12 protein-coding genes are annotated in these 12,778 nt (G+C 46.5%); 9 read left to right on the top strand and 3 right to left on the bottom strand.

Features of this window, described 5'->3' with window-relative positions:
* Nucleotides 1-2 precede the first annotated feature (2 nt).
* The gene (locus RIG68_RS19215; protein ID WP_350125936.1) at nucleotides 3-1,397 is read right to left on the bottom strand and encodes a sensor histidine kinase; all 1,395 of its coding nucleotides are present in this window, start codon (nucleotides 1,395-1,397) and stop codon (nucleotides 3-5) included.
* Nucleotides 1,398-1,490: 93 nt separating this feature from the next.
* Here RIG68_RS19215 and RIG68_RS19210 point away from each other — a divergent pair, with 93 nt between their 5' ends.
* From RIG68_RS19210 to RIG68_RS19195, 4 genes are all read left to right on the top strand, one after another.
* The gene (locus tag RIG68_RS19210; protein ID WP_350125933.1) at nucleotides 1,491-4,244 is read left to right on the top strand and encodes an amylo-alpha-1,6-glucosidase; all 2,754 of its coding nucleotides are present in this window, start codon (nucleotides 1,491-1,493) and stop codon (nucleotides 4,242-4,244) included.
* Between the two features lie 98 nt (nucleotides 4,245-4,342).
* Entirely contained in the window at nucleotides 4,343-5,110 is a 768-nt protein-coding gene (locus RIG68_RS19205) for a 3-keto-disaccharide hydrolase (protein WP_350125782.1), read from the top strand.
* 122 nt (nucleotides 5,111-5,232) lie between these two features.
* On the top strand, nucleotides 5,233-5,973 hold the full coding sequence (locus RIG68_RS19200) for a 3-keto-disaccharide hydrolase (protein ID WP_350125930.1): 741 nt from the start codon (nucleotides 5,233-5,235) through the stop codon (nucleotides 5,971-5,973).
* 230 nt (nucleotides 5,974-6,203) lie between these two features.
* Nucleotides 6,204-7,481 (top strand): M24 family metallopeptidase, encoded by a 1,278-nt coding sequence (locus tag RIG68_RS19195; protein ID WP_350125928.1) that lies wholly within the window; start codon nucleotides 6,204-6,206, stop codon nucleotides 7,479-7,481.
* A gap of 82 nt (nucleotides 7,482-7,563) precedes the next feature.
* On the opposite strand, the gene RIG68_RS19190 is transcribed toward RIG68_RS19195, so the two are convergent.
* Nucleotides 7,564-8,847 carry a hypothetical protein gene (locus RIG68_RS19190; protein ID WP_350125925.1) on the bottom strand — a complete coding sequence of 428 codons (1,284 nt, stop codon included), beginning with the start codon at nucleotides 8,845-8,847 and terminating at the stop codon, nucleotides 7,564-7,566.
* A 441-nt stretch (nucleotides 8,848-9,288) separates the two neighbouring features.
* Here RIG68_RS19190 and RIG68_RS19185 point away from each other — a divergent pair, with 441 nt between their 5' ends.
* The 4 genes from RIG68_RS19185 to RIG68_RS19170 all read left to right on the top strand — a co-directional run bounded on the left by RIG68_RS19185 (nucleotide 9,289) and on the right by RIG68_RS19170 (nucleotide 11,284).
* Nucleotides 9,289-9,702 (top strand): DUF6157 family protein, encoded by a 414-nt coding sequence (locus RIG68_RS19185; protein WP_350125922.1) that lies wholly within the window; start codon nucleotides 9,289-9,291, stop codon nucleotides 9,700-9,702.
* A 55-nt stretch (nucleotides 9,703-9,757) separates the two neighbouring features.
* Nucleotides 9,758-10,228: a YehS family protein gene (locus tag RIG68_RS19180; protein WP_350125919.1), complete on the top strand. Its 471-nt coding sequence runs from the start codon at nucleotides 9,758-9,760 to the stop codon at nucleotides 10,226-10,228.
* A 106-nt stretch (nucleotides 10,229-10,334) separates the two neighbouring features.
* Entirely contained in the window at nucleotides 10,335-10,829 is a 495-nt protein-coding gene (locus RIG68_RS19175; RefSeq protein ID WP_350125916.1) for an antitoxin Xre/MbcA/ParS toxin-binding domain-containing protein, read from the top strand.
* On the top strand, nucleotides 10,829-11,284 hold the full coding sequence (locus RIG68_RS19170) for an RES family NAD+ phosphorylase (RefSeq protein ID WP_350125913.1): 456 nt from the start codon (nucleotides 10,829-10,831) through the stop codon (nucleotides 11,282-11,284). Before RIG68_RS19175 ends, RIG68_RS19170 begins: the two co-directional genes overlap by 1 nt.
* Nucleotides 11,285-11,366: 82 nt before the next feature.
* On the opposite strand, the gene RIG68_RS19165 is transcribed toward RIG68_RS19170, so the two are convergent.
* On the bottom strand, nucleotides 11,367-11,924 hold the full coding sequence (locus tag RIG68_RS19165; protein WP_350125910.1) for a transposase: 558 nt from the start codon (nucleotides 11,922-11,924) through the stop codon (nucleotides 11,367-11,369).
* A gap of 222 nt (nucleotides 11,925-12,146) precedes the next feature.
* Here RIG68_RS19165 and RIG68_RS19160 point away from each other — a divergent pair, with 222 nt between their 5' ends.
* On the top strand, nucleotides 12,147-12,731 hold the full coding sequence (locus tag RIG68_RS19160; RefSeq protein WP_350125907.1) for a hypothetical protein: 585 nt from the start codon (nucleotides 12,147-12,149) through the stop codon (nucleotides 12,729-12,731).
* Nucleotides 12,732-12,778: the final 47 nt, after the last annotated feature.

The following is a 12,778-nucleotide window of genomic DNA, read 5'->3' as shown; positions in this document are numbered from 1 at the left end:
GGTTAGTTGTCTTTCAATGGGATACATACGGTAAAAATAGTTTCACCCGGACGAGAGGTGGCCTTTAGCGTGCCATTGTGTTGTTCTACAATATTCTTGGCAATTTCAAGCCCGAGCCCAGAGCCCTTTCCCACCTCTTTGGTCGTGAAAAAGGGGTCGAAAATCTTGCCTAGCAGGTCTGGAGGAATGCCAGGGCCGTTATCGATGATATGCACCTTCACAAACTCGCCATCTTTTACCGACTTCACTGTTAGCATCGGTGAAGGCACTCCTTCCAGCGCATCAATAGCGTTGTCGATAATATTTGTCCATACCTGGTTCATTTCTCCAGCCAGCAGATTAATAGGAGGAATGCCTGAAGCCACATCGATGGCCAGGGAAATATTGCCCTTTCTTATTTTGTGGTCGAGCATAGTCAGCGTATCCTTGATGCCCACGTGGATATTGGTTGGGGCCTTGTCGTGGCCCCTGTCCATGTGAGAGTACGATTTCACGGACTGTACCAGCTTAGAAATCCGGGTAGAGGCTTCGTTGATGTCGCCAACCATTCGTTCGGTTGTCAATACATTGTCGAGCCAGAACAGCACTGGCAGAAGCTCTTTTTCTGGAATATATTCCCGAACCATATCCAGTTCCTTGGGCCCTATTCCATATTCGATAAAGTTTTCCGCAAGGTCGTCTCCCCCTTTCAGGTCATTGTCGTCGAACCAGTCCAGAATTTCTTCTTCATGTTTATTTCTCTCTCTCAACCCCAGGTTTTGACGCCCCGCTTTGGCTTTTTCATAAAGAATAGCATTCACAGCATCTACTTGCTCCTCTTCAAGCTTCATCGATATCACCTGCTTGAACCTTTCAGGGGTGTAGGCCAGGTGCTTTTTCAGTTCATCGGAACTTCTGACAATTGCTGCGGCAGGGTTGTTAAGCTCGTGTGCGAGGCCCGCAGAGAGTTTTCCCAGGGCCATCATCTTTTCGTTTTGCCGCTGCATAGAGGTAAACTCCCTCACTCTGGAAGTCATTTCCTGGACCAGTTTTTCAGTCAGCTCATAGTGGTTGCAAACTAGTTCCCTCAATTTTTCTCTTGATGTAAGAAGGACGCTTGCGGGCTCTATTACCTCAGCATAACCCACAGTCACCTTGAGACGAGAAAATGGCAAAAGTCCGCTGATGTCGGGAGGTACCAGCTCGAAGAGGTCTCTTTTTTGGTTATTCTGCAATGCATAGGCTTTTGCTCTTCCTGTGAGCACGATCATCATATGGTCAGCAGGGTCGCCCCTTTTGAATAAAAACTCTCCCTCAGCAAAATCTCTGCACTCGGAGTTGTTGATCAGCCACTGTAGTTGATCCTCAGGAACTCCCTGAAAACTGGGGTTCTCTTTGAGGGCTTTTAGTAAATCCATGTCGAAGAATGATGGTTAAAAAGAAACCTTTGGTATTGTGAGAGGTTTGCTCCTCGTCTCAATTTGGTAACTTTCACAAAAGATATCATCAAAATGCTAAAAAGAGATTCTTTAGTTCCATTTCTTATATTATCCGTTTGGTTCCTCCACAGCTGCGAAACATCAAAGCCGGTTAATAAAAATATACCTTCTATCACTGCAGACGCCTCCGCACCGCTTTACACTACCTATGCAGCCGCCAGAGACCGTTCTCATTTTGTGCTTGATGAGGGTTATGAGTTCGTTTTTAATGAAGACGGTTCCGCCCCCATTTTTACTTCAGACACTGGCGGAGAAATTGGGTTTTCTTTCGCATCAAAAGACAGTTGGATTTATAAAACGGGTGACTATGCACAAAAACCAGTCATCTATTCGTCGTTTCCTGACGAAGTGAATTTTTCATTTTCGCCTGTTAATGGAATTGAAGTAAAGAGTAAGTTTTTAGTGTACAGCTCTGTGTCTGCTGTGCTGGAAAGCACATTTACCAACAATACCGATTCTACCGTTTCCTTTGACTACATCCCTTTTGTTCAGGGAAATAGCAGGCTTTTCAATACCTATTTGGTGGAGGACGGCGTACAGCGTTTCAACCACGAGGAATTCCCAGACACCTGGACGGTTGGACATAAAGTGCCATTTACCGATTCGCTGCAAAACCTTTTCAAAATGTCGGCAGAGCCAGATCGATTCGGGGCTTTCAGCTCTTTTTCAGAGGAAGGAAGTTATTTGCCATGGAAAGTATTTCCAGATAAAAAGCCTGTCAAAGAAGTAAACGGCAGACTTTACAACGAGGGTGGCCAACGAGTGATGACTCAGCTTCCTAAAGTAAGGCTGCAAGCCTATGTCGACAATGATACAAAACATCTTTTGACGGAAAGCAGTCCCGTCTTTGGGAGCCTCCAGGGCACACTGAATTCAGACGGCTATTTTCGCATGGAGCTCAGTCAGCTACCGGGCACTGGCAGGGCTGCGCAATACACACTCACCGCAGTCGACGAAACATTGGGCATCGTTGCGCAGCGAACCGACTCCATTCCGTCGGCACGCTCTCAGTTTTCAGGTAGCCTGCGGCCTTCTGACATCAAATTACCAGCTGCACCGCAAAGATTTGAAGTGATCATGCAGGAAAAAAACAGAGCGGCGCTCAGCTGGAGCAAACCATCAGATGGCAGCCAGGTCATTATTTACAGGAAAAAAGCGAACGACAACTACTACACGCAGTTTACTAAACCCTTATCCACCACCAACTTGATGGTGCAACTGCCTACCGATGACCTCTATTGTTTCATCGCAGTAGGTGCCGGAGCAGGTGGAGAAATTGGGATGCATGCCCGAGAGCGCAATACCTTGCCGGGCCCCTCACTCAAACAGGCAATTGCAACCGGTGACTGGAAAAATGACAGCCTGAAGTACTTCAAAATAGTGGCTTACAGCAAAAGTATTACACTCGCTCCCGGTGAATCAACCAGCATCAGGATAGTGAGGTCGGTTGCCCCTTTGAAGGAAAAGGCCGCTTGGGAGGAAGCAGAAAAGCTTCTGGATGAAGGCTTCAGTCTGGAAATGGGGGGCAGAGAAATCTATTTGAATAGCATTCCGCCCTTGCCCGGGCTTACGGCCGACCAACAGCTGCTGTACCTGTCGGGCTGGAACATGATGCAGCAGGTGTTTTACCCGGCTGAGGGAAAAAGCAGCTACCCATACTATGTTTTCAGCCGTGAACCCGTGTGGGGTTGGGGCCATGGCGGGCAGGTGTTTCACGAAAGCCTGACCATGCTGGCACTGGCGCTACAGGATCCGGAACTGGCTATGAATTCCCAAAGGGTGTTCAAAGAGCGACAGTACGAAAACGGCTATATCAACTACCGGACAGGCGGCTATCTGGATGAAATCATTGAGCACGAGGGAGAGCTCACCTCATCAGCCCCCTGGTATGCGTGGATCAACTGGGAGGTGTACAAAATCACACAGGACAAAACGTTTTTGGCGGAGATGTATGAGTCGAGCAAAAGGTTTTACGAGTTCTATGTTTCCAACCGGGACAAAGACGGTGACGGTCTTTGCGAGTGGGGCGGACACGCCATATTGGAGTCGGTGAGGGATGCCGATGTGGCCGTATGGGACGAAGTAGGCTGGCCTGCGAACTTTGAGGCAGTGGACCTCAACTCCATGCTCGTGATGGAAGCGAAGTCACTTGAGCAAATGGCAGCCGCTCTGGGCAAAACGGACGAGGCTGCCCGATGGAAAGCTGACCACGAGCAGAGAACCACACTCATCAATGCTGCTTTCTGGGATGAAACGACTGGTTTTTACTACAATGCAGACAAAGCAGACAACGACTTTACATTTGAAAAGACCGACGACCTGAAGCGTATGGAAATCATCGGTTTCCTGCCAATGTGGGCTGGTATTGCTTCAAAAGACCAGGCTGAACGGCTGGTGGAACATCTAACCAATCCAGATAAATTCTGGCGACCTTACGGAGTACCCAGCCTCGCAGCTGATGACCCCTTCTACAACGATAAAGGCTATTGGAACGGCCCGGTGTGGGTAGAATGGGACTACCTGATCCAAAGGGGATTGCAGAACTACGGGTATAATGCGGAGGCAAAAGAATTGGTGGATCGGGTTTCGGCCAGTATGATCTATCAGTTAAAGGAGAACCACAATCTTTGGGAATTTTACAGCCCCGACGAGCCCTGGGCTGGCTATCATCGCACCTATATTTGGGCGGGCATTGTGAACCGGATGATGTGGGATGTTTATTCACCAACCAGTCAGGAGTCCAAAAACTCTGGGAAAGGTGATTGACTTGCGAACTTTGTTCATCACTTTCAGCTAACGGTTTATTTCAGAATTCCTTATATTCCCCAAAAACTACTTAAACATCGATTTTAAAAGATAGACACATGAAAAAGATACTTTTCAGCGCCCTTGCAGCCTTCGTTGCCATGTCGGCTTTCGCCCAACAAAAAGGCGACCCAAAGCTTACCGAATTCTATGAGCCAGTGCCTCCGGTAGTCACTCCTGGCGATGCTCCATCCGATGCTCCGTCTGACGCCGTAGTTCTTTACAACGGCAGCGACCTGAGCGAATGGGTGAGCACCAACGACCCTTCGAAGCCTGCGGGCTGGACAAGCCTGGGTGGTGTGATCACTGTGGACAAAAGCCAGGGCAATATCCAGACCAAAAGAAGCTTTATGGATTACCAATTGCACCTGGAATGGTACCAGCCGGTGGGCATCATTGAAACGGGACAGGCCAGAGGCAATAGTGGTCTGTTCCTTGCCAGCACCGGCCCCGGCGACGATGGATACGAGATACAAATTCTTGACTGCTACAATAATTCGACTTACGTAAATGGTCAAACGGCCAGTATCTACAAACAAGGCGTGCCGCTTGCCAATGCGTGTAAGAAGCCTGGGGAATGGCAGGTTTATGACGTGGTGTGGACGGCTCCCCGCTTTAATAGCGATGGTTCGCTGAAAAGCCCTGCAAGAGTGACTGCTTTTCACAACGGCGTGTTAGTGCAAAATAATTTTGAGCTAAAAGGTGGCACTGTTTACATCGGACAGCCTTCTTACAAAAAGCATGGCGCTTCGCCTATCAAACTTCAGGCGCATGGCGACCCAAGCAAGCCTATCAGTTTCAGAAACATCTGGATAAGAGAGTTGTAAAGAAGACAGAAGACCGTAGACGGAAGTTTGAAGTAGTGCCCACAGTCATAGCTGGGGGCACCACTAAGTTTCGAAAGACATCATCCTGCTAAATTTTAAGTATCACAAAAAATATTTCAACCATGAAAAACATCCTATTCAGCGCTTTAGCCTTTCTGGTAGTCTTTGCAGCTTGCGCACAAGTTAAAGAAGGTGAAGACCCTAAAACGACGGAAGTCTGGGAACCAGCAGTTAAAAAAATAAATCCAGGTGCACAATACGGTGCTCCTCCGTCAGACGCCATTGTGCTTTTCGATGGCAAAAGCCTCGACAAATGGGAGTCGGGGAAAGGAGGCCCAGCAGAATGGACTGTAGCAGATGGCGCTGTAACCGTGGCTGCTGGCAAGGGAGTGATCCAAACCAAGCAGAAGTTTGACAACTACCAGCTTCATATTGAATGGCGTGCTCCCTCCGAAGTAAAAGGGGAAGGCCAGGGACGTGGCAACAGTGGCGTGTTCATGCAGGGCATTTACGAAGTGCAGGTGCTCGACAGCTACGAAAGCCGTACGTACTCCAACGGTCAGGCGAGCAGTATTTATAAGCAATCGCCTCCCCTGGTAAACGCAACAAGAGGCCCTGGGGAATGGCAAACGTATGACATCATTTACACGGCCCCTGTTTTCAACGACAAAGGAGAAGTGGTGCATGAAGCAACGGTGACGGTGTTGCACAACGGCGTGGTAACGCAAAACCATACACGCATCTGGGGCAATACAGCTTACATTGGCTCGCCCACGTATCAAGCACATGGCAAAGGCCCTATTATGCTTCAAGATCACGGCAACCCGGTAAGCTTCAGGAATATCTGGATCAGGGAGATGTAGTGGCTAAAACGTCACCTCGATACGTAGCGTAAGCGAAGTGAGAGGTCTCCCGAACTGGACTCAGTCTATTTTTGGGAGAACTATCCCTCCTACGTCGGATCGAGGTGACGTTCTTTTATAATTGTTCCTTGCTCAAACCACCGCCAACCATTCCACTAGCCCTCCGTATAAATTCTTTCCTTCCGAATTCTATTTCACAGTATCTTAAACCTTCATAAACCTACCCAACCATGAACAGAAGGAAATTCTTTGATCAATCAATTAAAGCCACGGGCGCAATTGCTGCAGTTGGTCTAACAGCCTGCGCAGCTGAGGATAAGCCCACAGATGTGGTTGCGCAAGCAGGCCCATTCGACCACCTCAAATCGATGGTGGATGACATGAAGCCCATCAGCAATGAGGAAAGAAAGAAGCGAATAGAAAAAGCGCAGCGGCTGATGGTAGAGAATAAAATCGATGCCCTTTATTTAGAATCAGGTTCTACCATGGTGTATTTTACCGGTATCAACTGGGGCCGCAGCGAGCGTATGATGGCAGCCATCATCCCTGCCAAAGGTGAGCTGGCCTATGTATGTCCGGCGTTCGAAGAAGAAAGGTTGAAAGAGAGAATTCTGTTCGGTAATGATCTCCGGGTATGGCAGGAGCATGAAAGCCCATACAAGCTGGTAGGCAGCATTCTTAAAGACAATGGTATTAGCACTGGCAAAATCGGGGTTGAAGAGAATGTCCGTTTTTTCCTTTTCGATGGACTAAGAAAAGAGCTTCCACAAATACAGTTTGTAAATGCCTTTCCCGTAGCTGCTGGGTGCCGCATGATTAAATCTCCGACTGAGTTGGCGTTGATGAAACGAGCCAATGAAATTACTATTGAAGCCTATAGAGCGGCAATCGCCGTAATGAAAGAAGGCATGTCGCAATACGAGTTCAGCGGAAATATCTCAGATGCCTTTAAGAAGCTGGGAGTAACCGGGGGCGCCAGCGTGATGTTTGGAGAGTGGGCGGCCTACCCGCATGGCAGCCAAACGGCTCAAAGCATGAAAGAAGGCGACATCGTATTAATGGATGGGGGCTGCAACCTGCACGATTACGCCTCAGATATTACCAGGACTACTATTTACGGAAAGCCGACTGAGCGTCAAACTAACATCTGGAACAAAGTAAAAGAATCACAAACAGCCGCTATGGCAGCTGTGAAGCCTGGCGCTACTTGTGGTTCCATCGACGACGTGGGCCGCAAAGTAATTGAGGATGCTGGCTTTGGCCCAGGTTACAAAAACTTCTTCCACCGCCTGGGCCATGGCATCGGAATGGATGGGCACGAATGGCCTTACCTCGTGAAAGGCAACGACCTTCCACTACAGCCTGGCATGTGCTTTAGCGACGAGCCCGGCATCTACATTTATGGAGAAATTGGCGTTCGCCTCGAAGACTGTTTCTATGTGACAGAAGACGGAGGCCAGTTGTTCACTCCGCAAAGTATTAGTATTGAAGAGCCGTTTGGGGTTTAGTCTCAAGATAAAGACTTTGAGTTGCCGATAATTTGTCTGGGCATCCTGAAATATTTGTGCCAAGACCTGCTGGTCTAGTCAATTAATCCACTTCGTCTGAAAACCGTGGATTAATAAAGCTATTGTTGATGGAGCCAAAACGGTAGTTAATCCCAAACCATGTGCCGTATTCATAGCCTGACGCTAGCTGTTTACGGCGGGCAAGCACGTCTTCAACGCTCGATTCTCCTTTGGCGATGAACACCTGGTTCCTCGACAAACTTCCATAGAAGTTGACAAAGAAACTTAAGTTACCTTTTACCCTTACGTCGGCATTTAAATCAATTCGAATACTATTTTGACTCCAATCATGGAAATAATTGAAGTAGGAGGCTGTTGAGCTAAGATTGCCCCACCTTTGCTTGAAGCTCACTACAGCCTGAGCCCTGTGGCCATAAAGCCATTCGTTATTTTTATCATAAATGGTTTCCTCATAATAGCTGTTGTTTCTGACATCAGCCATATAAGAAAGAGCTAAATACTTCGTATTAACCTCCGAATAGGGGAAAAAATTATACTCAATGGCTGGCCTAGCCCTTATGCTATGCTGGTAATTGGAAAATGTACTATTTCTTATAAACAAGTAGTAACCGTAGGACCAGTGATCGCTGAAGCTATTGACGAACAAGTGATTGAGGTACCAGTTGGAGTTTCGTACAGAGTAGGACTCTAGCGTCCCATCATCGTTCACATACTCAAAATCTGATCGTTCTCTACCATACCCAACTCTTAATTCAGTTCGATTTTCCGGCACCGTCCTGTTGACCGAAATATAGCTATTCAATTCCGTCTCCTTGTAGTTTTGGTCCTCGCTGAGGTTGCCTCGTCCGCCGACACGAAATACCCAATAGTCCCATTTGTCTTCCACCTTGGATGCCTCGTATTCGTCAGCATCCATCCCATCAGCTTTCATGGCTACCATCATTTCGTTGACCCAGGACGTTTGAGCAACGTATGGCACTAGCCCTATCTTGATCAAATTCAATAGCTTTTCCCGATATTCTACGTCAGTGGCCGACGGCGGCATTGAAAAAGCGAGGGTATCCCTTTTGCCAGAAAAATCGTTTTGTCCAAAGAAAATAAGCTGATAGGTTCTGCCTCCGTTTCCGCTCCGCTGATCCGTTAGAAGCAGATGGACGTCTGCCTGGGTTCTGTTATTGACAAAGTCGACCAGATTGATTTCGGTTCGTATGTACGTTCGATCACATCTGGTGGAGCTACAATCCAAAAACAACTTGATTTTTTCGGCTTTTACAGTTTGAGAAATTGATGGTAAATAATAGGCAAAGCAAAGTAAGGCAATCAGTGATACAGTCTTAAAATACATTAATAACGTTTAGGGTTGTTTAATAAAACAACGCCTGCGGGCACATCGATGTTTTGGATACTTTAGGAGCGGTAAGTGGGTGGGTCGGCGAAAATATGTCTTTTTGTTATTCAAAGTTGCGAATTTGCTCCAGCCTCTAATGTTCCCATAACATCTTATCCAAGAAACGTTTTCACCTGGTAAGCAAGAAAGACCACAGAAACACCCAGGCATAGATCGACAGAAGGTGCGAATAGGTAAGTCAACACTAAATATATTGACCTTATCTCACTTAAGGAATGAATTCCCAATTCAAGGTTTGCTGAAGATGGTTGCTGCACTGCCGTAAAAAGTTCTGTGATGGCAGCAAAAGCTACCAAATCTTTTTTCCACCTACTGACATAAGGTTGACAGGCACACCCGATACCTTTATGTTCATAACCACAATTGCCTCAAGGGATAATGGAACACACCACCAACTACTACAATACATTTATAGAAATCGCAGAAGACAGCCCCAGCGAGCAAGCTGCCGTGCCTCCACTAAAAGGAGAAAAAAAGTCAGTAGCCAATATGCAGTTCGATATGGTCTACGAAAACCCCTACAAATACACCTCTGATGAGGTATTATTTGCTGTGTTTGCTGTGAGGCGGGAGTTCGAACAGAGTGAAATCGAAGAGCAGCGTGAGCATTACTTCTCAAAAGGCCAGCCATGTTTTAGAGCTTCACCACTCACCAAACAATACGGCTGGGGCGTTCACGCCAATGCTGAAGGGAAAATTGCCATTTACGGAGCCGAAACAGAGGAATACAAAAAGTTTATGGCTGACGACTCCATCAAGAAAGTGAAGGCCATGAGGTCGAAGAGGGGTTGAGGTTTTCCTTCTGCAGTCATATTGCCAACAGTTTTCTCTTAAATTTGCACTCGATATGACCAACAACGATATCTTCCGCCGATTGCGCTACCTGCTTGATGCCGGTGACTCACAGATGATTGAGCTGTTTGCACAGGCTGGGCATCATGTAACCAGGGCCGAAGTGAGCGACTACATGAAAAGAGAAGATGAAGAAACCTTCCAGGAAATGCCTGATATCAAGCTGGCGATTTTTCTCAACGGACTCATCAACGAAAAACGTGGCACAAGAGAGGGCGATCAGCCTGCGCCAGAGCAACAGCTCAATAATAATATTATCCTCAGAAAGCTCAAGATTGCCTTCAACCTAAGCTCAGAAGATATCCAGGCCATTTTCAAACTGAAAGGCAAAAGCATCGGCCCCCATGAGCTAAGCGCCTTCTTCCGCAACCCCAAACAAAGCCAGTACAGGCCTTGTAACGACCAATATCTGCGGTACTTTTTGAGTGGCATGCAGATTAAGTATAGGGCCGGGGAAGAAGAATGAGAGGGCTGAATAAGCAGCTATCTGACCACAAAATTGTACACCCAAACCTTTAATAATCAATGATTGTTCTTAAATTGAGTTTCAAATAGGAAGTTGAAAGTACCAAATGAAACAAAAAGTGCGGTCGGTATTAAAAAACGTCACCAGGTATGGTGCCGGTCAGCGAAAGTATCAGCATGTTCAGCCGAACAAGTGGCGGGCCAGCCGCAATGACGTACAAGCCGAAATTGATCAACTCCTGGGCTATGCAGGTGTAGGTACACTTCGGTTGCAAGGCTCATTTCTTGGTGAGGTTCCCGGTTTAACAAACCTGCCCGTGGCCAGAGTGGCAGAGCTGCTTGACATGAGCAAAACTACTTTCTACAGGGCCAAAGATGAGCCGGAACTTGATATGGGCACGGTGGACCGACTTTCAAGCTTGTTCAAAATTTACCAGAGAGGAATGGAAGCCTTTGAAGGGCCGGAGCCGTTTGAAGAGTGGCTTCAATCGAAGATAGCCAACCTGGGGGATCAGCGTCCGATTGACCTTTTGATGACCGAAAGTGGTAGAACAGCGGTTTTGGAAGCTATTGACCGGGTAGAGTATGGAGTGTATGGCTAATGCTGGTTTTTAGAATAGAAAAGAAGAAATACCAGTCCACTTACCCTCCTCTTGGTTCTCGTTTTGCAAACGGCCGCTGGAGCACCAAAGATATGTGGGTGGTGTATACCTCAGAGAACATCGCCCTTGCCAAATTGGAAACGCTGGCTAATAGTGGGTCGAGAATACCTCAGAACAGGTACGTACTGACTCTTGAAATAGACGATGAAACTCCACTGGCAGAAATGACCGTCGCCGACTTACCACCAACCTGGCATGCCTATCCCTACCCCAGGCAATTAGCGGCGATGGTAAAGGATATCATGGATAGCCAACTGTATGTTGGGGTGGTTGTTCCATCGGTCCAGTCACCCAGAGAGAAGAATATCCTGTTATTTCCCGAACATCCGGAGTTCGGGAAATATGTGTCCAAATTGGATGAAACGGATGAATATTTTGATCCACGATTGAAATAGAATTTCACCATTTGTTTTGAAAACCGCATTGGCTAACAGCCTAATTTCCTTGGTTCGTGTCCCACGAACCAATTCATTACCACTAAAACTCATTTCTCAAATCACTCAAAAAACCAAATGGGCTGACACCCTGATCATAAAACGAAGCTGAGGACCAATAGTAATCACTTGGCTCCTTAGCTAGCTGCCAATGTTCTGCAAGCGGATTGCGATGAAGGTAGTCGAGCTTTTGCAACGCCACTTCTTTTGAGTATAGATGAATAGCAAGGGAATCTCTTTGCCAAAATTCGAATTGTTTGTTTTTGGCAACCACCGAGTACTTTCTAAGCTCCGCAGGGTCGTCGTTCATCAGCATTCTTCTAAAACAATGGGCCGTATATTTCAAAAATGAGCCCTGCACTGTTTCCTTCCCATTTAACGACAAAGTTCTCCAAATCACGTGAATGTGATTTGGCATAATCACAAAGGCAAATATATCAGCCAAGCTACGGCTTTTGAGGTTTTCCAAACTATCAACCACTACCTGCTTGTAATTGTTGGCCGCCAAAAGGTGCATCCAACTGTTGATAGTCGCAGTGAAAAAGAATATTTCACCGATATCCATGTATGATTTACGCCTGTCTGTAAAAATGTCACTCATAGTGATTCATTGCTAGCAATAAATTACGAAACCCCATTCAATTTACATGTGTAATAGATAATTTTATGTTGCGTTGTGGGTTGGTTCGTGAGACACGAACCAAGGCCAAAGCAAAATAACAATTTGACCGGCCAGATTAGCTATGGCGTTAAACCTAGACTGAACACTCGGGATATGCTACAATTAAATAGACTGCCAAGATTCCTCACCTTGTTTTCTGTAATGGTACTCCTAGCAAGCAGCAGTTCGATAAAAGACACCGAGGAAATTACAAGAGCGAGCAGACAAGATGGCTCAAAAAAAAATCTACTCCATGATTTGATCAACGAAGTTGGTTTTGTGTCACTCCCGTACAAGGCACTTTTCAATGCCTCAACAAACGGTACTTACAGAATTCAATGTTGGGGCAAAGACTCAACTCTATGTGCGGATTTCAGAGGAACTGCTAGCTTTGTCATTGGAGCACTCCCCGACACTTCGAGCTTCTACTCGTTTATCTTTATTACCATTTCAGCAATAAGCAAACCCAATTTGGTGACCTTTGATAAACAGGGCAAACGTATTTCCTATGAGTCACTTACTGAAGAGAACAGTGTAATATATGCCGGAGAAATCTTGGAGTGCGAAGAATATGCAGTCATCGATACAAATTTAAAAATCCATTCTTTCTTCGAGTCGAGAGTGGTATATGAAAAAGGTGCGATTGATGAATTTGACACGGTTTGTACCCACTTCGAAACCAACGGTTACGTTCAAAAAAATGGCGTAATAGTATTGGGAGAAAAGGAAAAATACGATTGCAAATAAGGTACATGGTTCGTGAGACACGAACCTCGGCTAAAGAGCCATTCTTA

This window comes from Imperialibacter sp. (genome assembly GCF_040222385.1).
Lineage (GTDB): Bacteria > Bacteroidota > Bacteroidia > Cytophagales > Cyclobacteriaceae > Imperialibacter.
The sequence above is the reverse complement of the archived record's forward strand: the minus strand, read 5'-3'. Positions and strand labels throughout refer to the sequence as shown.